General features: G+C 72.0%; 21 protein-coding genes. 10 read left to right on the top strand and 11 right to left on the bottom strand.

Going from position 1 to position 22,341, the window contains the following annotated elements; genetic code table 11:
* Positions 1-2: 2 nt before the first annotated feature.
* On the top strand, positions 3-788 hold the full coding sequence (locus FHX45_RS18435; protein ID WP_167103338.1) for a type III pantothenate kinase: 786 nt from the start codon (positions 3-5) through the stop codon (positions 786-788).
* On the opposite strand, the gene FHX45_RS18440 is transcribed toward FHX45_RS18435, so the two are convergent.
* Positions 785-1,567: a methyltransferase domain-containing protein gene (locus tag FHX45_RS18440; RefSeq protein ID WP_167103341.1), complete on the bottom strand. Its 783-nt coding sequence runs from the start codon at positions 1,565-1,567 to the stop codon at positions 785-787. The genes FHX45_RS18435 and FHX45_RS18440 overlap by 4 nt on opposite strands.
* An 85-nt stretch (positions 1,568-1,652) precedes the next feature.
* On the opposite strand from FHX45_RS18440, the gene lysS reads away from it, so the two are divergent.
* From lysS to FHX45_RS18455, 3 genes are all read left to right on the top strand, one after another.
* Positions 1,653-3,164: a lysine--tRNA ligase gene (gene lysS, locus FHX45_RS18445; protein WP_167103344.1), complete on the top strand. Its 1,512-nt coding sequence runs from the start codon at positions 1,653-1,655 to the stop codon at positions 3,162-3,164.
* 144 nt (positions 3,165-3,308) lie between these two features.
* Positions 3,309-3,662 carry a histone-like nucleoid-structuring protein Lsr2 gene (locus FHX45_RS18450; RefSeq protein WP_167103347.1) on the top strand — a complete coding sequence of 118 codons (354 nt, stop codon included), beginning with the start codon at positions 3,309-3,311 and terminating at the stop codon, positions 3,660-3,662.
* 157 nt (positions 3,663-3,819) lie between these two features.
* Positions 3,820-4,410, top strand: a complete 591-nt coding sequence (locus tag FHX45_RS18455; RefSeq protein WP_243869123.1) for a TIGR03086 family metal-binding protein — start codon at positions 3,820-3,822, stop codon at positions 4,408-4,410.
* Positions 4,411-4,461: 51 nt separating this feature from the next.
* Here the strand turns inward: FHX45_RS18455 and FHX45_RS18460 are convergent, their stop codons facing one another.
* A complete protein-coding gene (locus tag FHX45_RS18460) occupies positions 4,462-5,199 on the bottom strand; it encodes a (2Fe-2S)-binding protein (RefSeq protein ID WP_167109169.1) in 738 nt (245 codons plus the stop codon).
* Positions 5,200-5,592: 393 nt separating this feature from the next.
* Here FHX45_RS18460 and FHX45_RS18465 point away from each other — a divergent pair, with 393 nt between their 5' ends.
* Entirely contained in the window at positions 5,593-8,142 is a 2,550-nt protein-coding gene (locus tag FHX45_RS18465; RefSeq protein WP_167103350.1) for an ATP-dependent Clp protease ATP-binding subunit, read from the top strand.
* Between the two features lie 100 nt (positions 8,143-8,242).
* Positions 8,243-11,362: a BTAD domain-containing putative transcriptional regulator gene (locus FHX45_RS18470; RefSeq protein ID WP_167103353.1), complete on the top strand. Its 3,120-nt coding sequence runs from the start codon at positions 8,243-8,245 to the stop codon at positions 11,360-11,362.
* A 47-nt stretch (positions 11,363-11,409) separates the two neighbouring features.
* Here FHX45_RS18470 and FHX45_RS18475 read toward each other — a convergent pair whose 3' ends face one another.
* Together FHX45_RS18475 and FHX45_RS18480 are read right to left on the bottom strand one after the other, a co-directional pair.
* Complete coding sequence (locus FHX45_RS18475; RefSeq protein WP_167103356.1) at positions 11,410-12,210, bottom strand: ABC transporter permease; 801 nt, start codon at positions 12,208-12,210, stop codon at positions 11,410-11,412.
* Entirely contained in the window at positions 12,207-13,172 is a 966-nt protein-coding gene (locus FHX45_RS18480; RefSeq protein ID WP_167103359.1) for an ATP-binding cassette domain-containing protein, read from the bottom strand. Before FHX45_RS18480 ends, FHX45_RS18475 begins: the two co-directional genes overlap by 4 nt.
* 104 nt (positions 13,173-13,276) lie before the next feature.
* On the opposite strand from FHX45_RS18480, the gene FHX45_RS18485 reads away from it, so the two are divergent.
* A complete protein-coding gene (locus FHX45_RS18485; RefSeq protein WP_167103362.1) occupies positions 13,277-14,194 on the top strand; it encodes an endonuclease/exonuclease/phosphatase family protein in 918 nt (305 codons plus the stop codon).
* On the opposite strand, the gene FHX45_RS18490 is transcribed toward FHX45_RS18485, so the two are convergent.
* The gene (locus tag FHX45_RS18490) at positions 14,181-15,047 is read right to left on the bottom strand and encodes a LysR family transcriptional regulator (RefSeq protein WP_167103365.1); all 867 of its coding nucleotides are present in this window, start codon (positions 15,045-15,047) and stop codon (positions 14,181-14,183) included. The two genes, FHX45_RS18485 and FHX45_RS18490, sit on opposite strands and share 14 nt — an antisense overlap.
* Before the next feature lie 86 nt (positions 15,048-15,133).
* Between FHX45_RS18490 and FHX45_RS18495 the strand changes: the two genes are divergently transcribed.
* Positions 15,134-15,964: an SDR family NAD(P)-dependent oxidoreductase gene (locus tag FHX45_RS18495; protein WP_167103368.1), complete on the top strand. Its 831-nt coding sequence runs from the start codon at positions 15,134-15,136 to the stop codon at positions 15,962-15,964.
* Between the two features lie 198 nt (positions 15,965-16,162).
* On the opposite strand, the gene FHX45_RS28440 is transcribed toward FHX45_RS18495, so the two are convergent.
* From FHX45_RS28440 to FHX45_RS18505, 3 genes are read right to left on the bottom strand one after another with little or no spacing between them, the layout of a single operon-like run.
* Complete coding sequence (locus FHX45_RS28440; RefSeq protein WP_279588881.1) at positions 16,163-16,291, bottom strand: hypothetical protein; 129 nt, start codon at positions 16,289-16,291, stop codon at positions 16,163-16,165.
* Positions 16,292-16,338: 47 nt separating this feature from the next.
* Entirely contained in the window at positions 16,339-17,151 is an 813-nt protein-coding gene (locus FHX45_RS18500) for an SIR2 family NAD-dependent protein deacylase (RefSeq protein WP_167103371.1), read from the bottom strand.
* On the bottom strand, positions 17,151-17,447 hold the full coding sequence (locus tag FHX45_RS18505) for an antibiotic biosynthesis monooxygenase family protein (RefSeq protein WP_167103404.1): 297 nt from the start codon (positions 17,445-17,447) through the stop codon (positions 17,151-17,153). The genes FHX45_RS18500 and FHX45_RS18505 overlap by 1 nt, the downstream gene beginning before the upstream one ends.
* 58 nt (positions 17,448-17,505) lie before the next feature.
* On the opposite strand from FHX45_RS18505, the gene FHX45_RS18510 reads away from it, so the two are divergent.
* Positions 17,506-18,909, top strand: coding sequence for an AAA family ATPase (locus FHX45_RS18510; RefSeq protein ID WP_167103408.1), 1,404 nt, complete (start codon positions 17,506-17,508; stop codon positions 18,907-18,909).
* Between the two features lie 4 nt (positions 18,910-18,913).
* Positions 18,914-19,672, top strand: a complete 759-nt coding sequence (locus FHX45_RS18515) for an alpha/beta fold hydrolase (protein WP_167103410.1) — start codon at positions 18,914-18,916, stop codon at positions 19,670-19,672.
* 50 nt (positions 19,673-19,722) lie between these two features.
* Here FHX45_RS18515 and FHX45_RS18520 read toward each other — a convergent pair whose 3' ends face one another.
* The 3 genes from FHX45_RS18520 to FHX45_RS18530 form a co-directional block, all read right to left on the bottom strand.
* The gene (locus FHX45_RS18520) at positions 19,723-20,601 is read right to left on the bottom strand and encodes an HhH-GPD family protein (protein ID WP_167103414.1); all 879 of its coding nucleotides are present in this window, start codon (positions 20,599-20,601) and stop codon (positions 19,723-19,725) included.
* A 9-nt stretch (positions 20,602-20,610) separates the two neighbouring features.
* A complete protein-coding gene (locus tag FHX45_RS18525; protein ID WP_167103417.1) occupies positions 20,611-21,105 on the bottom strand; it encodes a beta-class carbonic anhydrase in 495 nt (164 codons plus the stop codon).
* Positions 21,106-21,172: 67 nt separating this feature from the next.
* Complete coding sequence (locus FHX45_RS18530; protein ID WP_167103420.1) at positions 21,173-22,273, bottom strand: LacI family DNA-binding transcriptional regulator; 1,101 nt, start codon at positions 22,271-22,273, stop codon at positions 21,173-21,175.
* Positions 22,274-22,341 lie beyond the last annotated feature (68 nt).

The raw sequence follows: 22,341 nt of genomic DNA on the forward strand, positions 1-22,341 counted from the left end.
CGGTGCTCCTGGCGATCGACGTCGGCAACACGAACATCGTGCTCGGCCTCTACGAGGGCCGGGGGGACACGGCGAAGCTGGTCCGCGACTGGCGCATGCGGACCGACGCGCAGATGACCGCCGACGAGCTGGCGCTGACCATGCGCGGGCTGCTGGGCGCGCACGCCGACGCGATCACGGGGATCAGCGCCCTGTCGACCGTGCCGGCGGTGCTGCGGGAGATGCGGGTGATGCTCGGCCGCTACTACCCGCGGGTGCCGAAGGTGGTCGTCGAGCCCGGCGTGCGCACCGGCGTCCCGCTGCTGGTCGACAACCCGCGGGAGGTGGGGGCGGACCGGCTGGTCAACACCCTCGCCGCGCACCACCTCTACCGCACCGCCTGCGTGGTGGTCGACTTCGGGACCTCGACCAACGTCGACGTGATCTCGGCGAAGGGTGAGTTCCTCGGTGGCGCGTTCGCGCCGGGCATCGAGATCTCGGTGGACGCGCTGGCCGCGCGGGCCGCGGCACTGCGCAAGGTCGAGCTCGCCCGGCCGCGGTCGGTGATCGGGAAGAACACGGTGGAGTGCTTGCAGTCCGGCATCGTGTTCGGGTTCGCCGGCCAGGTCGACGGTCTGGTGCGGCGGATCGTGCGGGAACTGACCGCGCGCACCCACGAACCGGTCACCGTGCTCGGTACCGGCGGGCTCGCGCCGCTGGTGATCGGCGAGTCGGAGACGATCACCGAGCACGTGCCGGATCTGACCCTGCTCGGCCTGCGGCTCGCCTTCGAACGGCAGACGCGTTAGGGCGTGTTCCGGGAGCGGCCCGCGTCGCGGCGTACCGCCCGCCGGACGGTGGTGACGAGCGGCAGGTCGAATTCGCCGCCGGTGGTGGCCGGGTGGGTGCGCAGGAAATCCAGCATCCGGGCCCGGGCCGCGGCGCGCTCGGCCGCATCGGCGACGAGCAGGTACGAGTGCGTGGAAATCGTTTCGACCAGGCTTTCGGGCGTGCGGCGGTGGGCGTGCGGAAAGGCGGTTTCCTCGACCGGGCCGAACGCGGGGTGCTCGACCAGGTTCGCTACCGACCGCGCGCGGGAGGCGAAGCCCGCGACCCGCGCCAGTTCGGCGACCCACGGGACGGATTCGTCGTTGCCGTTCCACAGCCCGGCGACCACCCCGCCCGGACGCAGCACCCGCGCGATTTCGGTGAGCGCGGCCTCGGCGTCGAACCAGTGGAACGCCTGACCGGCGAGCACCGCATCGACGCTGGAACCGGGCAGCGGAATCAGTTCGGCCGTGCCGTCCAGGATCGGCACGTCCGGGTGGTGCCGGCCGAATTCGGCTCGCATCTCCGGGTCCGGTTCCACGGCCGTGACCCGGAGGCCGAGCGCGCGCAGTCCGCCGGTGAGCTTTCCGGTGCCCGCGCCGAGATCCACCACTTCGGCGGCCCGCGGTGGCAATGCCCAATGCAGCGCGTCGAGCGGGTAGTCCGGACGGTGCCGCGCGTAGTCCGCGGCCCGTCCCCCGAATGAGCGGGAGCGCCGGTTCCAGAGGTCACGTTCCGCCGCGGAAGTGGCTTCGCCCACCCGCGCGATGCTATCGGTGATCTCGACCGGCCGATACAGGTAATCCGGTTGGCCCAGCCGGAAGCGGGGTTCGTACCCTGTGCGCATGACGGATTCCCCCTCCCCGGATCGCCCCGTGCCCGCTGACGACCTGCCCGAACAGATGCGGGTCCGGCGGGCCAAGCGCGATCGCCTGCTCGCGGAGGGTGTGGAGCCGTACCCGGTGGAGGTGCCGCGCACCCACACGCTCGCGCAGGTGCGCGCGGCGCACCCGGACCTGCCGCCGGACACCGCGACCGGCGAGATCGTCGGCGTGACCGGGCGCGTGATGTACCTGCGCAACACCGGCAAGCTGTGCTTCGCCACGCTGCGCGGCGGTGACGGCACCGAACTGCAGGCCATGATCAGCCTGGCGAAGGTCGGCGAGGAGGCCCTGGCCGCGTGGAAGGGCGATGTCGACCTCGGCGACCACGTGTTCGTCCGCGGCGAGGTCATCACCTCCAAGCGCGGTGAGCTCTCCGTGATGGCCGACGAATGGCGCATGGCCGCGAAGGCGTTGCGCCCGCTCCCGGTCGCGCACAAGGACCTGGCCGAGGAGACACGTGTCCGGCAGCGTTATGTCGACCTGATCCTGCGCGAGCAGGCGCGCGATGTGGTGCGCACGCGCGCGGCCGTGGTGCGCTCGCTGCGGGAATCCTTCCACCGGCGCGGTTTCACCGAGGTGGAAACGCCGATGCTGCAGACCCTCCACGGTGGGGCTTCGGCGCGCCCGTTCGTCACCCATTCGAACGCGTTCGACATCGACCTGTATCTGCGGATCGCGCCGGAGCTGTTCCTGAAGCGCTGCGTGGTGGGCGGGATCGAGAAGGTCTTCGAGATCAACCGGAACTTCCGCAACGAGGGCAGCGACTCCTCGCATTCGCCGGAATTCGCGATGTTGGAGTACTACGAGGCGTACGCCACATACGACACCAACGCGGTGATGACCCGTGAGCTCATCCAGGAAGCCGCGCAGGCGGTTTTCGGGAGCCTGGAGGTCACGCTGGCCGACGGCAGCACCTACGACCTGTCCGGCGAGTGGACGTCGCTGAGCATGTACGACTCGTTGTCGGACGCGCTGGGCGAGGAGGTCACGCCGCAGACCCCGGCGGAAAAGCTGCGCGGGTTCGCCGAGGCCCGTGGTCTGGAGGTCGACCCGAAACTGGGCCACGGGAAGCTGGTCGAGGAACTGTGGGAGCACCTCGTGGGCGACCACCTGCACGCCCCGACTTTCGTGCGGGATTTCCCGATCGAAACCTCGCCGCTGACCCGCCAGCACCGCAGCAAGCCCGGGGTGGCCGAGAAGTGGGACCTCTACGTCCGCGGATTCGAGTTGGCCACCGGGTACTCCGAGCTCGTCGATCCGGTGATCGAGCGGGAAAGATTGGTGGACCAGGCCCGCCGCGCCGCAGCCGGCGATAGTGAAGCGATGCGCCTGGACGAGGATTTCCTGCGTGCGCTCGAGTACGGAATGCCACCGAGTGGTGGCGTCGGAATGGGCGTCGATCGCCTGCTGATGGCGCTCACCGGTCTCGGCATCCGGGAGACGATCCTCTTCCCGCTGGTGCGGCCCGAATAGTTACGCAACACACCGGGTGCGGTATCGGTAAGGCGATTTGCGTGCCGCCCTGATTCCAGGTATTAATGTCCTAGTCATTGGGTTCTGGTCAGGGCGCCTGCCCCTGCCCGATCATTCGCGGCTGGCCCAAACGGGAGGAAACACATGGCACAGAAGGTGCTGGTGTCGCTCATCGACGACATCGACGGCTCGGAGGCGGACGAGACCGTCGAGTTCGGACTTGACGGCATCTCGTACCAGATCGACCTCTCGGCGGAAAACGCCGAAGAGCTCCGTGACGCGCTGGCCCAGTACGTCGAGCACGCGCGGCGTGCCGGTGGCCGCAAGCGCGGCTCGGCGGGCCGCCCGCCGGCGGGTAAGGCGCCCGGCCGGCCCGCCTCGGTCGATCGCGAGCAGAACCAGGCAATTCGCGCCTGGGCACGGAAGAACGGCTTCCAGGTTTCCGACCGCGGCCGTATCCCGTCCGAGGTGGTGGAGGCCTACCACAAGAAGAACTGAGCTCGGGCAATGAGGGGCGTGGAAGGGCCGCCGGGGATTCCCGGCGGCTTTTTTCACGGCGCGTCGCGGTTGAACGCAGTTCTATCCTGGTGGTCATTCGTGAGTACCTGTCGCCTTTGTTCAAGACATCGGTGGCGCGATTCGGCTGAATGGGGGCATGACGGACCTTCGATCGATGCTCGACCGCGCGGCGCGCGAGTTCACCCGCCTGCTCCGCGCCGTCGAACCCGGGCAACTCGGCAACCGCACGCCGTGCACCGAATACGACGTGCGTGCCCTGCTCAACCACCTTCTTCATTGGGGGCCGTGGCTCGCGGCGGCCCTGCGGCGGGAGCCGGCGCCCGCCGCGGTCGGGGGAGAGCGGGACGCGGACCTCACCCGCGGTGACTGGCTGGGTGATCTGTGCACCCTTGTGGATGATCTTGTGGACGCCTGCGGGCGACCGGGAGCGCTGGCGGGGACGACGAAGTTCGGCTCGGCGGAGATGCCGGCGCGGATGATCGCCGAAATGGTGCTGACCGAGTGGGTGGTGCACGGCTGGGACCTGGCGCGGGCGACCGGGCAGTCGCCGGTGGTCGACGCGGACGTGGCGGAGGCGCTGTTCACCTCCGCCCAGGGGTTGGCCGATCAGGCACGGGAGATGAAGGTCTTCGGCCCCGCGGTGCCCTGCCCTGCCGACGCGCCGGTGCTGGACCGCGTGCTGGCCCTCACCGGCCGGGATCCGGCCTGGCAGCGGCCCGGCGCGTGACGGCCCGCCGGTCGTGAGTGCCCACGGCGGCAGCGGGGAATGTTGCGGAGGTCACCGGCGGCAGGTGCGGGGGCAGCCGTCGCACAGCGGCTGCTCCGGGAGCAGGTAGGAGAAGCAGCAGCTCTCCCGCCGCCGGGCCCACCCCTGTTCCGACCGCCGCAGCCGGCTGGATGCGGTGAGCGGCGGGTGGTGCTCGTCGAGCACCAGGCGGGCGTCGGCGACGCCGGCGTCCTCGTCGCCGGCGTACGACCCGGACCACCACAACGTGCTGTCCAGGGCGTCCGTCGCCGCGGCCCAGAGCGTGCGCCGCCCCAGCCGGCTCACCGGCGCGTACGCCTGCACGAACCGCGCCGCGTGCGCCGTGTACCTGGCGCGCAGCACCGCGGCCAGTGCCCGCTCGTCGGCCACCACGGTCGCCTGGGGCAGGCCGGCCCCCGGGTCGCCGGGCAGGCAGTAGAACTGCTCGCCCAGCACCGCCACGCCTTCCGGGTGCGGGCGGTCCGCGCACAGCCGGAACGCGAGTTCACCCGGCCGCAGCGTGGGTACTCGCCGTTCGTGATGGAGCAGCAACGCAGCGGTGAACGCGGGCACGTGCAGGTACCACGACATGACGAACCCGGCCGTCGTCCGCTCGGGTGCTTGGCCGAACTGCGCCCGCAGCCAGTCGCCGAGCAGCTTGCGCCACACGTCGAACCGCGCCGGGTCGTCCAGCAGATCGCTGCAGCGCTGCCAGGTACCCGTCGCCGGCACGTCGGTGCGCAGCTCCAAGCGGTCCTGGCGGGCGGCCACCCGGGTGATCGACGCGCCGAGGGCATCCGGCGCACCCACCGCCTTCAGGGCCGTGTCGATGGCGGACCTCCCTGCTCCATCCGGGTAATTAGGTTCGCCTTACCTTACTCGTCGCGGCCGCGCGCGCCAGTTCCGGTACCCGCCGGGGTGTTCGCGGTGAGCGGACAAACCCGGGCCCGTGGAATCGCCGGGAGAAGCCGTGCGTTGGACTCTTACGTCAGCGACCAGCGCAGACTCATCGCCGGGCACGTCCGGCGTCTACACCAGCTGTGACCTAATCCGCCCCAGTGGTAGTCCGGCGGGACCGCCTGGCTACTACAGTGGACTCACGGTGCTGAATCCATCGCCACGTGATGGGTGCTCACCGCCGGCGCAGCAGTCGAGGGAGTGGGAATGTTCGAGAGGTTCACCGACCGCGCGAGGCGGGTGGTCGTCCTGGCCCAGGAAGAGGCCCGGATGCTCAACCACAACTACATCGGCACCGAGCACATCCTCCTGGGCCTGATCCACGAGGGTGAGGGTGTCGCCGCCAAGGCGCTCGAATCGTTGGGTATCGCGCTGGAAGGCGTCCGTCAGCAGGTCGAGGAGATCATCGGCCAGGGCCAGCAGGCGCCGAGCGGGCACATCCCGTTCACCCCGCGTGCCAAGAAGGTGCTCGAGCTGTCGCTGCGCGAGGCGCTGCAGCTCGGCCACAACTACATCGGCACCGAGCACATCCTGCTCGGCCTGATCCGCGAGGGCGAGGGCGTCGCCGCGCAGGTGCTCGTCAAGCTCGGCGCGGACCTCAACCGGGTGCGCCAGCAGGTGCTGCAGCTGCTGTCCGGCTACCAGGGCAAGGAGCCGGCCGAGGCCGGCGCCGGCCGTGGCGAGGGCACCCCGTCGTCGTCGCTGGTGCTCGACCAGTTCGGCCGCAACCTCACCCAGTCGGCGCGTGAGGGCAAGCTGGACCCGGTGATCGGGCGCGGCAAGGAGATCGAGCGGGTCATGCAGGTGCTGTCCCGCCGCACCAAGAACAACCCGGTGCTGATCGGCGAGCCCGGCGTCGGCAAGACCGCCGTCGTCGAGGGCCTGGCCCAGAACATCGTCAAGGGCGAGGTGCCCGAGACGCTCAAGGACAAGCAGCTCTACACGCTCGACCTGGGCTCCCTGGTCGCCGGTTCCCGCTACCGCGGTGACTTCGAAGAGCGCCTGAAGAAGGTGCTCAAGGAGATCAAGACGCGCGGCGACATCATCCTGTTCATCGACGAGCTGCACACGCTCGTCGGCGCGGGTGCCGCCGAGGGTGCGATCGACGCCGCGTCGATCCTCAAGCCGATGCTGGCCCGTGGCGAGCTGCAGACCATCGGCGCCACCACGCTCGAGGAGTACCGCAAGTACATCGAGAAGGACGCCGCGCTGGAGCGCCGCTTCCAGCCGATCCAGGTCGGCGAGCCCTCGCTCGAGCACACCATCGAGATCCTCAAGGGCCTGCGGGACCGCTACGAGGCGCACCACCGGGTGTCGATCACCGACTCCGCGCTGGTCGCCGCGGCCACCCTGGCCGACCGGTACATCAACGACCGGTTCCTGCCGGACAAGGCGATCGACCTGATCGACGAGGCCGGTGCCCGCATGCGCATCCGCCGCATGACGGCTCCGCCGGACCTGCGCGAGTTCGACGAGAAGATCGCCAAGGTCCGCCGCGACAAGGAGTCCGCGATCGACGCGCAGGACTTCGAGCGCGCCGCGCGGCTGCGTGACGAGGAGAAGAACCTGCTCGCGCAGAAGTCCGAGCGGGAGAAGCAGTGGAAGGACGGTGACCTGGACGTCGTCGCCGAGGTTGACGACGAGCAGATCGCCGAGGTCCTCGCCAACTGGACCGGCATCCCGGTGTTCAAGCTCACCGAGGAGGAGACCACGCGTCTGCTCCGCATGGAGGACGAGCTGCACAAGCGGATCATCGGCCAGGAGGACGCCGTCCGGGCCGTCTCCCAGGCGATCCGCCGCACCCGTGCCGGCCTGAAGGACCCGAAGCGCCCGTCCGGCTCGTTCATCTTCGCCGGCCCGTCCGGTGTCGGTAAGACCGAGCTGTCCAAGGCGCTGGCCGAGTTCCTGTTCGGCGAGGACGACGCCCTGATCCAGATCGACATGGGCGAGTTCCACGACCGCTACACCGCCTCGCGGCTGTTCGGTGCCCCTCCGGGGTACGTCGGCTACGAGGAGGGCGGCCAGCTCACCGAGAAGGTGCGCCGCAAGCCGTTCTCGGTGGTCCTGTTCGACGAGATCGAGAAGGCCCACCAGGAGATCTACAACACCCTGTTGCAGGTCCTCGAGGACGGCCGCCTCACCGACGGTCAGGGCCGCACGGTCGACTTCAAGAACACGGTGCTGATCTTCACCTCGAACCTGGGCACGTCGGACATCTCCAAGACCGTCAGCCTGGGCTTCTCTTCCGGTGGCGACGAGGGATCGCGCTACGAGAAGATGAAGCAGAAGGTCAACGAGGAGATGAAGAAGCACTTCCGGCCGGAGTTCCTGAACCGGATCGACGACATCATCGTCTTCCACCAGCTCACCCAGGAGCAGATCATCGAGATGGTCGACCTGATGGTGACGCGGGTGGAGACCCAGCTGAAGGCCAAGGACATGGCCATCGAGCTGACCGACAAGGCGAAGGCGCTGCTCGCGAAGCGCGGCTTCGACCCGGTGCTCGGTGCCCGTCCGCTGCGCCGGACCATCCAGCGGGAGATCGAGGACCAGCTGTCCGAGAAGATCCTGTTCGGCGAGATCGAGCCGGGTCAGATCGTGATCGTCGACGTCGAGGGCTGGAGCGGCAACCCGGAGGACCGCGACGACGAGGCGCGCTTCGTCTTCCGCGGCGAGCCGAAGCCGGCCGAGGTCCCCGACGCCCCGCCGGTGAGCATCGGCGCGGGCCACGAGGACGACGCCGAAGGCGAGCGCTGATCGACCAGCCGATCGCGCGAGTGCCCCCAGGGACTTCCCTGGGGGCACTCGTATGTCCGGGACCAGTGAGGCCGCGCCGCGATCTGGAACAGTGGTACCCGTGCGGGTGGCACTGCTCGGCCCGGTGCGGGCCCAGGCGGACGACGGCACGCCGATCGACATCGGCGGCGCCCGGCTGCGCATGCTCCTCGCCCGGCTCGCGCTCGATCCCGGCCGCGCGGTCGGTACCGGCGCGCTCATCGACGGCCTGTGGGGCGCCGACCCACCCGCGGACGCCGGCAACGCACTACAGTCCCTGGTCTCGCGGCTGCGCCGGGCGCTGGGCGGCGCGGGCACGGTCCGCTCCTCGCCCGGCGGCTACACGCTGGACGCCGAGGTCGACACCCACCGCTTCGAGGAACTCGCCGGGCGCGGGCGCCGCGAACTGGCGGCCGGCCGGCACGCGGAGGCTGCCGCGGTTCTCGCCGAGGCCCTGGCGTTGTGGCGCGGGGAGGCACTGACCGGCGTGCGCGACGCCCCGTTCGCGCAGGCGCCGGTCACCCGGCTGGACGACCTGCGCCTCGCGGCCCGGGAGGACCGGTTCGAGGCCGAGCTGGCCCTCGGCCGCCACGCCGAGGTGCTCGCCGACCTGAAGGCGGCCGCGGACGCGCATCCGATGCGGGAACGGCTCGCCGCACTGCGCATGCGCGCGCTGGCGGCGAGCGGGCGACAGGCCGACGCGCTGGCCGTCTTCGACCGGATCCGCGCCACGCTCGCCGAGGAGCTGGGCGTCGACCCGTCCGCCGAGCTCAGCGAGACGCACCTGAAGGTCCTGCGCGGCGAGGTGACACCACCGCGTGCCGAGTCCACCCTGCCGGTGCGGCTGACCAGCTTCGTCGGCCGCGAACGCGAGCTGGACCGGGTGGCGCGGGCGTTGTCGTCCGCGCGGCTCGTCACCCTCGTCGGCCCCGGTGGCGCGGGCAAGACCCGTCTGGCGACCGAGGCGGCGGAGCGCGATCCGGCACACGGCCCCGGGCGCGTGTGGTTCGTCGCGCTCGCGGGTGTGCGGGACGCCGGAGACGTGCCGGCGGCGATCCTCGGCGCATTGGGGCCGCTGGACTTCCGGGTGACCAGCGCGCCGCGCGTGCCGGTGGACGCGATGGCCCAGATCGTGGCGCGGCTGGACGGCGGTGACGCGTTGCTGGTGCTGGACAACTGCGAGCACGTCGTGGAAACGGTGGCGGAGGTGGCGTTCCAGCTGCTCGCCCGCGTGCCCGGGTTGCGCATCCTCGCCACCAGCCGGGAACCGCTCGCGATCACGGGCGAGGCGTTGTGCCAGGTCGGCCCGCTGGAGGTCGCCGAGGCGGTGCGGTTGTTCACCGAACGGGCCGTCGCGGTGCGCCCGGGTTTCACGCCGGCGGGGTCCACCGCGGATGCGGTGACGGAGATCTGCGAGCGCCTGGACGGGATGCCGCTCGCACTGGAGCTGGCCGCCGCCCGGCTGCGGTCGATGACCGCGGAGCAGATCGCGCGCCGCCTGGACGACCGCTTCCGGCTGCTGAACTCCGGCAGCCGCACGGCGATGCCGCGTCAGCGCACGCTGCGGGCGGTGGTCGAGTGGAGCTGGGACCTGCTGGAGAAGCCGGAGCGGATCCTGGCCCGGCGGTTGTCGATGTTCGCCGGTGGCGCCACGGTCGCCTCGGCCGAGGCCGTGTGCGCCGACGAGCTGCTGCCGGCCGAGGACGTGCTGTACGTGCTCGGATCACTGGTCGAGAAGTCCATCGTGGACGCGGTCGCGACGGCCGGTGAGCCGCGGTACCGGATGCTGGAGACCCTCCGCGCGTACGGCGCCGAGCGGCTCGACGAGGCTGGGGAACGGGTGGCGGTGACGCGGCGCTTCGCCGGGTACTTCCTCGCGCTGGCGGAGGAGAACGAGCCGAAACTCCGCGCGCACGAGCAGGTCCGCGCGCTCGAGACGTTCGGCGCCGAGTACGACAACATCATGTCCGCGCTGCGCCGCGCCCTCGACGAAGGGGACTCGGAGACCGCGGCGCGGCTGATCCTCGCCACCCAGTGGTACTGGGTGATCCGCGGTTTCAACGCCGAGCCGGCGCCCCTGCTGGAGGAGGTGCTGCGGCTGCCGGGCCTGCCCGCGGACGCGCACGCGTGCATCACGATCATGCACACGCTGATGACGAGCATGCCCGCTATCCGGCGCGACGACCTGCCCGACCTGGTCGAGGAGTGCGTGCGCAGCGGTGCGGTGGAGCGGTACCCGATGCTGGCGCTGGCCCTGCCGATGAGCTGCTACCTCGGCGGGCACCGGGAGCTGGCCGAACGCGAACTGGCCCGGGCGCGGCGCAGCGGCGATCCGTGGACGATCGCGTGCGCGAGCTGGGTGGAGGGGTTCCTGGCGGACCAGCAGGGCGATCGTGAGCGGGGTGCCCGCGCCCGCGACCGGGGACTGGCCGGGTTCCGCGAGTGCGGTGACCGGTGGGGAACCGCGATGACCGTGGCGATGCAGGCGGAAGCGCATTCGCTGCGCGGTGACCACCTGGCAGCGATCGCGGGGTTCGAGGAAGGGCTGCGGATAGCCCGCGAACTGTCCTCGGCCGACGACGCGGTGCAGCAGCTGACCCGGCTCGCGGAGGAGCGGGCGCGGGCCGGGGACGCCGACGCGGCGTGGCGGGATCTCACCGAGGCGGAGCGGCTGGCGGGTGACAAGATCGACCGGCAGGCGATGATCGCGTTCCGGAAGCTCGAGGTGGCCCGCCGGTGCGGAAAGCTCGACGTGGCGCGCGCGGCACACGCCTGGCTGGCGGCCAACGGGCACCGGGTCGCGTTCCCGGCGGAGATGGCGGCGGAACTGCTCGCGGTCTCCGGGGCATCGCTGCTGGCGAGCGAGGGCCGCACCGCCGAGGCGTGGCGGTTGCTGCCGGAGCCGTTGCGCTCGTCGAGGCGGCGCCGGGACCTGCCGGACGTGGCGCGCGCGGCCACCGTGGTCGCCCGGCTGTGCCACGCCGACCGCGATTTCGAGCGTGCCGCCTGGGTGCTCGGGCTGACCGCGGCGATCCGCGGCGCGTTCGACGACGGGGACCCGGAGCTGCGCGCGGTGGTCGCCGAGCTTCGCGAGGAACTCGGCATGGACGGCTACGAGTCCGCCTACCGGCGCGGCGCGGAGCTGCCCAGCGACCGCGCGGTCGAGGCGCTCGAGGACGCGGTGGCCGACCGGCTGCGCTGACGGGCCTCCGCCGACCCCCAGCCCCGGCGGAGACCCGTCGCGGGCGGTCAGGCCACCCGGTTCCGGTAGGCACGCATCGCGAGCGGGAAGAACACCACCACGATCCCGGCCAGCCAGGCCAGCGCGCCCAGCAGCGGCCCGGCGACCGGGCCGCCGCCCAGCAGCCCGCGCATCGTCTCGGTGAGCAGGCTGACCGGACTGACCTCCGACCACGCCCGCAGCCAGCCGGGCATCGTCCCGGACGGGACGAACACGTTGCTGCCGAAGGTGATCGGCATCATCACCGCCACCATCACGCCCTGCACGGCTCCCGGGCTGCGCAGGAGCATCCCGGCGAAGACGGCGATCCAGCAGAAGCACAACCCGGCGAGCAGCATCAACGCGACGGCGACCAGCAGCGCACCCGGGCCGGCGTGCAGCCGGTAACCCATGATCGTGCCGGTGACCAGCAGCACCGCGAGCGCCACCGCGTAGCGCACCACGTCCGACAGCACCGCCCCGACGAGCGGGGCCGACCGCGCGATCGGCATGCTGCGGAACCGGTCGAACACGCCCTTCGCGACGTCGGTGTTGAGCGAGGTGCCGGTGGCCATGCTGGCGAACACCGTGTTCTGCACCATCAGACCGGGCACCAGTGCCTGCAGGTAGGCGCTCGTGCTGCCGGCGATCGCACCGCCGAACAGGTAGCCGAACATCAGCAGGAACAGGATCGGCTGGAGGGTCACGTCCAGCAGCTGCTCGGGGTTCTTGCGGATCTTCAGCACGCCCCGCCAGGCGAGCGTGAACCCGTCCTGCAGGGCGGTGCCCGGGCCGATCCGCCGGGGCGGGCCGGCAACGGCGGTGGTCACACCAGGCTCCTTTCGGGTGCGGTCTCCTCGGCCGGTTTCCCGGTCAGCGCCAGGAAGACCTCGTCCAGGCTGGGCAGGCGCAGTGCCAGTTCGTCGGCGGTGATGCCGGCTTCGTCCAGTTTGCGGACCACTGTGGACAACAGGACCGGATCGCCCACGGGCGCGGTGAGCAGCCCGGCGTCGTGGTCGCGGCCGGGTTCGGCGCCGGTCAGCTCGGTCAGGATCCGCGCCACCGCCTCGAAGTCCCCTCGCGCGCTCGGCCGGACCTGCATGGTCTGCCCGCCCACGCGGCGCTTGAGCTCGTCCGGGCGGCCCTCCGCGACGACCCGGCCGTGGTCGATCACCGTGATCGTGTCGGCGAGCTGGTCGGCCTCGTCGAGGTACTGCGTCGTCAGCAGCACCGTCGCGCCGTCGTCCACGAGCCGCCGCACGAGCTGCCACACCTCGTTGCGCGCGTGCGGGTCCAGCCCGGTGGTGGGCTCGTCCAGGTAGAGCAGTTGCGGGCGCCCGACCAGGCTGGCCGCCAGGTCCAGCCGCCGCCGCATGCCACCCGAGTACGTTTTCGCGGCGCGCCCGGCGGCGTCGCCCAGCTCGAACTGCTCCAGCAGCTCGGCCGCGCGAGCCTTCGCGCCGGCCCGGCTCAGCCCGAGCAGGCGGCCCAGCAGCACCAGGTTCTCCGTCCCGGACAGGTCCTCGTCCACCGAGGCGTACTGGCCGGTCAGCCCGATCAGGCCGCGCACCCGCACCGCGTCGCGCACCACGTCGTAGCCGCCGACCGTCGCGTGCCCGGCGTCCGGCCGCGCCAGGGTGGCCAGGATCCGCACCATCGTGGTCTTGCCGGCGCCGTTCGGGCCGAGCACGCCGACCACCTTGCCGGTGGGCACCTCCAGGTCGACCCCGTTCAACGCGGTGGTGGACCCGAACCGCTTCACCAGGCCGTCCGCCTGGATCGCCAAGGTCATGAAATCCTCCTCCTGTGTCGGAACCGACTGTGCCGGGGGAACCTGACAGGGCACGCACAGATGACTGTCAGCCGCGCCCGGGGCGTGTCAGGAAGACTGGCCGGGTGGTGTTCTTCGCCGTCCTGGCCGCGGTGTTCGCGGTCTTCGCGGTGATGCGCCTGGCCGGTGCCGACGGCGGGCGGCTCACCGCGTCGCTGATCGCGCTCACGCCGTACTGGGTCGTGTGCGGCCTGCTCCTCGGGGTTGTCGGCCTCGCGCTCCGGCACTGGTGGATCGGCGGGTTCGTGCTGGTGCTCGCGCTCGTGGTGGGCGGCGTGGTGGTGCCCCGCGCGGCCGCCTCGGCCCAGCCGCCGGTGCACGGGCGGACACTGCACGTGATGTCGTCGAACATGTACTACGGCGAGGCCGACCCGGACACGATCGTGCGGCTGGTGCGGGAGAACCAGGTCGACGTGCTCAACCTGCTGGAGCTGACGCCGTCGGCGATGGGCGCGCTGCGGGCCGCCGGGCTGTCCGACCTGCTGCCGTACCAGGTGCTGCGGCCGGCCGCGCGCGCCGCGGGAACGGGGGTGCTGTCCCGGTACCCGCTCACCGAGCTGTCCCTGCCCGGGCCGTCGGTCTTCGCGCAGCCGAGCGCCCGGCTGGACCTCGGCGGCGGGTCGTCGGTGGAGGTCGTCGCGGTGCACCCGACGGCGCCGGTGGCGGACGCGGGGGCGTGGAAGTCGGAGATCGCGGGTCTGCCGCATCCCGACCCGAGCGGCCCGGTGCGCGTGCTGGCCGGCGATTTCAACGCCACGCTCGACCACGGCACGTTGCGGAACCTGATCGCGACCGGCTACACGGACGCCGGCGACGCGACGGGGGAGGGCTTCACGGCGACCTGGCCGTCGAAGCTGCTGCCGCCCCCGGTCGCGATCGATCACGTCCTGGTCGACGCCCGCGCCGCGGTGACGTCCTACCGCGTGTTCCCCATGCCGGGCTCCGACCACCGGGCCGTGGTCGCGTCGATCACGCTCCCGTGAGCTGCGCGTGCCGCACGAACCGCGCCACGTCCCGGGAGGTCGCCGTGGCCGCCCACACGACGTGCAGCTCGCTGGGGGACAGCCCGGTCACCCGCGCGACGGCGATGCCGGTGAGCGGCAGCTCCGGCAGCATCGTGGCGGGCACGAAACCGACCGCCTGACCGAGCCGGACCGCCCCCGCGTACTCCGCGCCGTTGCGCACCCACGGACCCGGCCGCCACTCGTACTCCGCGAGGTCGGTGCCCGTCCAGTACGCGGTCTCCGCCGCGGAGGAGTCCCGCCACCGCGGGAACGCCTCGCCCGCCAGCTCGGCCCGGTCGATCTTGTCCAGCCCGGCCAGCGGGTGCGTGCCGGGCAGCAGCGCGACCCGCTCGTCGACGCGGACCGGGTCGCTGTCCAGGCCGCGGGCGTCGAACGGGACGCGCAGCAGACCCACGTCGGCCGCGCCCGTGCGCAGCTCGTCGGCCTGCACCGGCCAGTCGGCCACCGCCGCCACCGCGGCCGGTTCGTGCTGCTCGTTGTAGGAGTCGACGAGCCGCTGGAGCGTGTCCACGTCGCAGGCTCGCGCCGTCACCCGGAGCCGGGGACCGTCCTGGCCGAGCCGGGCCACGCGGGTGATCGCCGCGCGGGCGTGCTCGTCGATCCCGCGGCCCTCCTCGGCGAGCAGGTGCCCCGCGGCGGTGAGCTCCGCGCCCTGGCGCCCGCGGGTGAACAACGCCGTGCCCACCTCGTCCTCCAGCGCCCGGATCGCGCGGGACAGCGCCGGCTGGGTCATCCCGAGGCGCTGCGCGGCGGCGGTGAAGGTGCCCTCCGCCGCGACGGCGAGGAAGTACCGCAGGTGCTTCAGATCCACTCCGACAGGCTGCCATGCCGGGCGGGCATGGCGGCATGTTCGCGCGGCTTTGGACGGATTCCCGCCAGTCGGCTGGAGTGGAAGCCATGACACAGAAGGCAATCGTGACGGCAGGAACCCGCGGGCTCGGATTCGCGGTGGCGCGGGAACTGTCCCGGCGCGACTACGAGGTGACGATCATCGGACGCGACGCGGAACGCGGGAAGGAGGCCGCGGGGGAGATCGGCGCCCGGTTCGTCCAGGCCGATCTCTCGGTGCTGGCCGAGGTGCGCGCGCTCGGCCGACGGCTGGCCGACGAGGGGCCGTGGCAGCTGCTGGTGAACAACGTCGGCGGAATGTGGTCGGCGCGGTGGGAGACCGCGGACGGTATCGAGGCGAGCTTCGCGGTCAACCACCTGTCCCCGCTGCTGCTCACCGAGGCGCTGCTCGACGCGCTGCGGGCGGGCGGCCCGAGCCGGATCGTGGACGTCACGTCGTCGTCGATCCAGGCCGCGCTGCTCGTCGGCACGCCGACCTACCGGGAGGTCGAGGAGCCCGGCGAGTACTACGGCATGGCGGTGTCCGGGCGCGCCAAGCTCGCGCACCTGGCCTACAACCGGGAACTGGCCGAGCGGTTGCGCGGCAGCGGCGTCGCGGTGCTCGCGGCCGATCCCGGCCCCGCGGCGACGCCGAACGCGGCCGAGATGACGCCGGAGATCCTGCCGCCGGCGCTGCGGCCGCAGTGGGAGCAGATCCGCGAGGCGTGCCGGCGGCCGATCGCCGAGGCGGCGCGCTCGATCGTGTTCGCCGCGACCGAGCCGCTGGAGAGCGGACTGGTGATCGGCCCGGACTGCACCCCGTCGACGGAGCTGACAGCCGCGCTGACCGGCGAGCTGACCGCGGCGGCCCGCGCGCTCACCGAGCGGGTGCTGGGCTAGGAAACAGAACCCAGTGCTCATCGAACCAGTGCTTACCGGATCCGGCCGCTCGGGGGGCGTGACGGCCGGATCCGGTATGCCCGGACGACTGGTGGAGGCACGGTGGCGCCCGTGCGACCGCAGTCCTGTGATGAGAGGGGAGAAGTGGCCCCACGGGACGCGTGGAACCTTCACATTCACCGGATCGGGTGGTGGCGATCAGTAGGTCTTGATCGCCATGCCCTGGTTGGCCACGACGGCCACGAGGTGGTCGCCACCGGCCGCGGCGTGCTCACCGGCCAGCACGTAGGCACCGGCGCCGGAGATCAGGACGTTCGTGTTCGGCATGCTCCGGCCGTGCCCGGCGCGGCTGACCGGCGGCTGGCAGCACGATGTCAGCCACCGAGCAGGGCTGTCAGCGCGGGAAGGGCGGGGTAGGGCAGGGACACCCCGCGGCCGTGCCGGACCTCCGGCTCACGCGGGTTGATGCGGATCAGCGCGCCGGTCGCGGCGGAGGCCAGTTCGGCGTAGCGGCGCACGGTCGGCACCGCGCGGCCGGCGCCCACCTCGACGACGACCGCCCGCCGGTTCGCGCGGCGCCACTCGTCGAGCGTGCGCATCTGCGCGTCGGTGCGTTCGGACAGCCAGTCGAAGTCGCCGAACATCAGGATGTTCGGCCGGGCAGGTGCACCGCAGTCCGGGCACGACGGCAGCGGTGGGCGGGCGCGCATGGTCGATTCGTCGATGTCCAGGGACAACTCACCGGCGGGCCAGATGGCCGGGCCGCACGGGATCGTGCACTGGAGGTGGTGGATGGAGCCGTGCGCCTCGGCGACCAGCCCGAACCCGGCCGCCTGGAACTGCCCGTCCACGTTGGACGTGAACACCGCGGCGCCGCCGGGGAGCCCGGATCCGAACCGCAGCAGCAGCCCGAACCCGGCGTGCGGTGCGGTGCGCCGGTACAGATCGAGCCGATGACCGTAGAAACCCCAGGCCAGTTCCGGATCCTCGGCGAAGTGCCGTGGGTCGGCCAGCTCGGCGAAGCTCAGCCCGAGCCGGGCGTAGGGCGGGTAGGCCCGCCAGAACCCCTCGTCGCCGCGGAAGTCCGGCAGCCCCGAGTCGACACCCATGCCGGCGCCCGCGCAGACCAGGAGCGCGGATGCGCCGGCGAGCATCTCGGCGGCCTCGGCCAGGCCGTCACCGGTCATCAGTCGAGCGGGACGACCTCGAACTCCAGCAGGTTCGCCCCGCTGGCCACCGGACGCGAGCTCTGCCCGGCGTGCGCCTCCTTGGCCGCGCCACCGGCCCACGCCTGGTACGCCTCCTCGGACTCCCACTTCGTGTAGACGAAGTAGCGGTTGTCCCCGGCGACCGGGCGCAGCAGCTCGAAGCCGAGGAAGCCGGGCTGCCCGTCCACCGAGTGGGCGCGGTTGGCGAACCGCTTCTCCAGTTCGGGGCCGGCGCCTTCGGGGACCTCGATCGCGTTGATCTTCACGACTGCCATGACCTCAGCCTACCGAGCGGCCCCGGCGCGCCCGCCGCAGTCGCTATGGTGGACCGTAATGGGGATCACAGATGACGAACGCACACTGGCCCGGGGGCTCGCCGCGGACCTGCGGAGGATCGTTCAGGCGGCCGCTCTCGTCGTCGACGAGGACAGTCCGGCGGAGGAGCTGATCGGCCGGATCGCGGGATACCTCGGTGTCGGGTTCCGCCAGGTCGTGCTGGTCGCGCAGGAGTTCCCGCCGTGGGAACACGCGAACGTCCACCGCGGGGTGGCGGCCTACCTCGCCGAACGCGGCGGCGATCCGGACTGGTTCGGCATCACCGGGGCGAACCGGACGAACGAGGAACTGACCGGGATGCTGACGGCGGCGCGGCGGCACGGCGCGTACGAACTCGGCGCGGTCGACATGGCGACCGTCGCGGTCGGACCGGAGGAGGCCGTCGAGGTCATCCAGTTCGGCCTGGTCGTGACCACCGCCCCGGACGGTGCGCCGGTGATCGTCGCGCTGCGCGGGCCGAACGTGCAGCACGGGCCGCTGGCGGTGTCGCGCGTCGAGGTCCTGGCCCGCGACCACGCCACCGCGGGTGTGGTGCGCGACCGCATCGAGCAGCTCACCCGTGCGCACGACGTGCTGCGCGGGAAGGTCCTGGCGTTCGGCAGCAGCGAGTACCGGGGCAACGAGCTGCTGACGTTCCTGCCGCGGCCGGCGCTGACCGCCGAGCAGGTGGTGCTGCCCCCGGGCGTGCTGCCGACCATCGAGGACCACATCGTCGGCATCGCCGAGCACGCCGACCGGCTGCGGGCCGCTGGTCAGCACCTCAAGCGCGGGCTGCTGCTGCACGGCCCGCCGGGCACCGGCAAGACGCACACCGTGCGGTACCTGATGAGCCGGCTGTCCGGCAGCACAGTGATCATCCTGACCGGCGCGGCGATGCGGTTCATCAGCAAGGCGGCCGAGCTGGCCCGGCGGTTGCAGCCGTCGATCCTGGTGGTCGAGGACGTCGACCTGGTCGCCGAGGACCGCACCACGCCCCACGGTGGCGGCCCCCTGCTGTTCAGCCTGCTCGACGCGATGGACGGGATCGGGGCGGACGCGGACGTCACGTTCGTGTTGACGACCAACCGGCCGGAGGCTCTGGAGGCGGCGTTGCGGGACCGGCCCGGGCGGGTCGATCTCGCCGTGGAGATCCCGCGACCGGACGCCGAGGGGCGGCGGAAGCTGCTGGAGCTGTACGCGCGCGGCGTGGATCTGCGGGCCGACCTGGAGCCGGTGATCGCCGAGACGGAGGGCGTGACGGCGTCGTTCATCAAGGAGCTGCTGCGCCGGGCGGTGCTGCACGAGGTGCGGGCCGGCGCGGACGGCGAGCGGTTGCGGGTGGGCGGGGAAGCGCTGTCGGTCGCGTTGCGGGACATGCAGGATTCACGGAACTCGCTGACCAGGTCGTTGCTCGGCAGCTGATTGAATGACGCGCGTGAGCGTGGTCGACTTCGGTGGCGGCGGCCGCCCGATCGTGGTGATGCACGGGCTGATGGGCCGGGCACGCACGTGGTGGCGGGTGGCGCAGTGGCTGCGCCGGTACGGACACGTGGTCGGCTTCGACGCACGCGGGCACGGGCGGGGGCCGCGCGGCGGGCCGTGGACGACGGAACAGTTCGTCGCCGACGCCGCCGCGCTCGTGCGGTCACTGGGGGAGCCGGCGGTGCTGATCGGTCATTCGATGGGCGGCCTGCACGCGTGGTCCCTGGCGGCGACGCACCCCGAGCTGGTGCGCGCGGTCGTGGTGGAGGACATGGCGCCGGACCACCGCGGCCGGACGGTCGACACGTGGCGCGGGTACTTCGAGTCGTGGCCGGTGCCGTTCCAGTCGCTGGCGCACGTGCGTGACTTCTTCGGTGACGCGGGCGAGTACTTCACCGAGTGCGTGGAGGAACGCTCCGACGGCTACCACCTGATCGCCGCCCTGGACGACCTGTACGAGATCGCGTCGGAGTGGGGGCGGCGGGACTTCTGGTCGGTGGTGGAGTCCGTGCGGTGCCCGATGCTCGTCATCGAGGCTGAACACACCTTCATGCCCGCCGGGCAGCAGGCGGAGATGGCCGAGCGGGCACCCGAGGGCCGGCACCTCGTGGCGCCGGGAGCGAGCCACGTCGTGCACGACTCGGCGCCGCAGTTCTACCGGGGCGCGGTCGAGGCGTTCCTGTCGGAGCTGCTGGGCCGGTAATCCGGCCCAGCACCGCCGGGATGACACCCGGGCCACTCCCGCGGGCGTCGCTACGCGTGTTCTCCGGGCAGGGCGAAGCGGCCGTCGGTGGTTTGTTCCACGAGACCGTCGACCAGGAGGGAGTCCAGGCAGCGGTCCCGCTGGCCGTTGTCGGACCAGACCACGTCCAGGCTGGACTTGAGCACCGGACCGGGAGTGCCCCGCAGCACGTCGAGCAGCAGGCCGCGCACGTGCCGGTCCGTTCCGGCGTACTTCTGCGTCGCCTTCGGCGGCCCGCTGTAGGCCGGGCGGCCGGCCTTCTGCCAGGCGCACTCCGCGTACAACGGGCAGTCCGCGCACCTCGGCGACCGGGCCGTGCACACCACGGCGCCCAGTTCCATCAACGCCGCGGAGAACCGCGCCGCGCGGTTCTCCGCGCGCGGGAGCATCACCTCGACGTCGGCCATGTCCCGCGAAGTGGACGGCGGGCCCGCGTCGCCCGCACCGTGGACCGCGCGCGCCACCACGCGCCGCACGTTCGTGTCCACCACCGGTGCCCGCTTGCCGTACGCGAACGCCGCCACGGCGCGCGCCGTGTACGCGCCGATCCCGGGCAACGCCAGCAGGGTGTCCACATCGGACGGCACCACGTCGCCGTGCTCCGCGGCGATGGCCGTCGCCGCGGCGTGCAGCCGCAACGCGCGGCGCGGGTAGCCGAGCTTGCCCCACGCCCGCAGCACCTCACCCTGGCTCGCCGCCGCCAGTGCGGAGGGCACCGGCCACCGCGCCATCCACTCGTGCCAGATCGGTTCGACTCGCGCGACCGGCGTCTGCTGCAGCATGATCTCGCTGACCAGCACACCCCACGCGGTGCACTCCGGACGCCGCCACGGCAGGTCACGGGCGCACGAGTCGAACCAGTCGATCAGCAGTTCGGGGTCGATGGGCACGCGCCCAGGTTAGTTGCCGGTCACCTCGGTGACCTTGCCGGTGTGCACGTCGTACACGAACCCGCGCACCTTGTCCGTGTGCGGGAGGTACGGGCTCCGCTGCACGCGCCGCACCTGCCGGCGAACGCTGTCCTCGACATCGCCGAACGCCTCGACGGACCAGGTCGGCCGGACGCCGCACTCCGACTCCAGCTCGTCCTTGAAGCCGTCCTCGGTGACCGTCGAGACGCCGCACGCGGTGTGCTGCATGATCAGCACCTCCTCGGTGCCCAGCTTGCGCTGGGACAGCGCGAGCGACCGGATCACGTCGTCGGTCACCACGCCGCCACCGTTGCGCAGGACGTGCGCCTCGCCCTCGGCGAGCCCGAACACCTCCGGCACGCGGATGCGGGCGTCCATGCAGGTGAGGATCGCGACCTTCAGCGCGGGCCGCGCGTCCGACCGGTCGCCGACGGTCTCGGGGTGCTCCTGGTTGCGCTGGAGCAGGGTGTCGATTGCGGTCACATGTGCCTCCCGGGATCGGTTCGGGAACAATTCCACCGGGCGCCCGAACACCGCGCAATGAGCAGGATCACGGTCCGAACCAGTGCTGCTCCATGGTGCGCGGTGGCGCGGACGTGGTGCCGATCCGCAGCTGCGTGGTGAGCGTGATGATCCGCGGCTTCACGTGATCGCCGGAGGACAGCAGCAGCTTCCCCGCTGCCCGGCCCTTCTCCAGCACCGGCTGGTGCACGGTGGTCAGCCCGGCGCGTTCGGCCTCGGCGATGCCGTCGAACCCGGTGACCGTCAGGTCCGCCGGCACCCGCAGGCCGCGCCGGTGCGCCTCGGCGAGCGCGCCAAGCGCGAGGATGTCCGAGGTGCAGATCACCGCGGTGACCTGGGGATGGGTGTCGAGCAGCTGGCGGGCCGCGGTGGCGCCGTCGTCCACGTTGTGCTCGAAGCGCTCCACCACCGGCACGGTCGACCAGTCGACGCCGACCTTGCCGAACGCCTTCGCCAGTGCCTCCAGCCGGGCGCGCTGCACGTGGAAGTGCGCGCTGCGCTGCCGGTCGAGGTAGGCGAAGCCGTCGTTGCGGTCCCGCGCGAGCCGCATGCACAGCACGCCGACCTGGCGGTGCCCGAGCCCGATGATGTGCTCGGCCAGCGCGGTGACGGCCGTGGTGTCGTCGGGGCCGACGCGGTCCACACCCTCGATGCGCGGCTGGTCGATGATCACGGTCGGCACCGGGCGTGCCAGCACGGCACCCAGGTGCGGGTCGTCGTCCGGCACGGAGTAGACGACGAACCCGTCGACCCCCGCCCGGTGCACGGCCACCACGTCGTCGCGGCCGGGGCTGGCCGGTACCAGGTGCAGCCCGACCCCGGCGTCCTCGCAGGCCAGTGCGAGACCTTCGAGCACGCCGATCGCGGCCGGGTCGCGGAAGGCGTACGACAGGTTCTCGGTGAGCAGCAGGCCGACGGCGCCGGCCTTGCGGGTGCGCAGCGACCGCGCCACCGGGTCCGGACCGGGATATCCCAGGCGGCGAGCGGTTTCCAGCACGCGCTTGCGCAGTTCGGGTGACAGCTGGTCCGGGCGGTTGTAGGCATTGGACACGGTGGTCCGCGACACGCCGAGCTCCGCGGCGAGCGACGCCAACGTCGCCTGTCGCCTCATGCGCATAGGACGCCCCATGAGGGAACCGTAACGGTTCAGAACGAAGTCGTGAAGTCGAACGCCGTCCGTGCGTCGTGCGCCACTGC

The organism is Amycolatopsis granulosa, from assembly GCF_011758745.1.
In the GTDB taxonomy this organism is placed as follows: domain Bacteria; phylum Actinomycetota; class Actinomycetes; order Mycobacteriales; family Pseudonocardiaceae; genus Amycolatopsis_E; species Amycolatopsis_E granulosa.

Bases quoted from the DNA above. Each gene is read 5' to 3' on its own strand.
- lysS (WP_167103344.1), top strand. From the start codon at position 1,653: ATGACGGATTCCCCCTCCCCGGATCGCCCCGTGCCCGCTGACGACCTG.
- FHX45_RS18450 (WP_167103347.1), top strand. From the start codon at position 3,309: ATGGCACAGAAGGTGCTGGTGTCGCTCATCGACGACATCGACGGCTCG.
- FHX45_RS18455 (WP_243869123.1), top strand. From the start codon at position 3,820: ATGACGGACCTTCGATCGATGCTCGACCGCGCGGCGCGCGAGTTCACC.
- FHX45_RS18465 (WP_167103350.1), top strand. From the start codon at position 5,593: ATGTTCGAGAGGTTCACCGACCGCGCGAGGCGGGTGGTCGTCCTGGCC.
- FHX45_RS18480 (WP_167103359.1), bottom strand. From the start codon at position 13,172: ATGACCTTGGCGATCCAGGCGGACGGCCTGGTGAAGCGGTTCGGGTCC.
- FHX45_RS18495 (WP_167103368.1), top strand. From the start codon at position 15,134: ATGACACAGAAGGCAATCGTGACGGCAGGAACCCGCGGGCTCGGATTC.
- FHX45_RS28440 (WP_279588881.1), bottom strand. From the start codon at position 16,291: ATGCCGAACACGAACGTCCTGATCTCCGGCGCCGGTGCCTACGTGCTG.
- FHX45_RS18500 (WP_167103371.1), bottom strand. From the start codon at position 17,151: ATGACCGGTGACGGCCTGGCCGAGGCCGCCGAGATGCTCGCCGGCGCA.
- FHX45_RS18505 (WP_167103404.1), bottom strand. From the start codon at position 17,447: ATGGCAGTCGTGAAGATCAACGCGATCGAGGTCCCCGAAGGCGCCGGC.
- FHX45_RS18510 (WP_167103408.1), top strand. From the start codon at position 17,506: ATGGGGATCACAGATGACGAACGCACACTGGCCCGGGGGCTCGCCGCG.
- FHX45_RS18515 (WP_167103410.1), top strand. From the start codon at position 18,914: ATGACGCGCGTGAGCGTGGTCGACTTCGGTGGCGGCGGCCGCCCGATC.
- FHX45_RS18530 (WP_167103420.1), bottom strand. From the start codon at position 22,273: ATGGGGCGTCCTATGCGCATGAGGCGACAGGCGACGTTGGCGTCGCTC.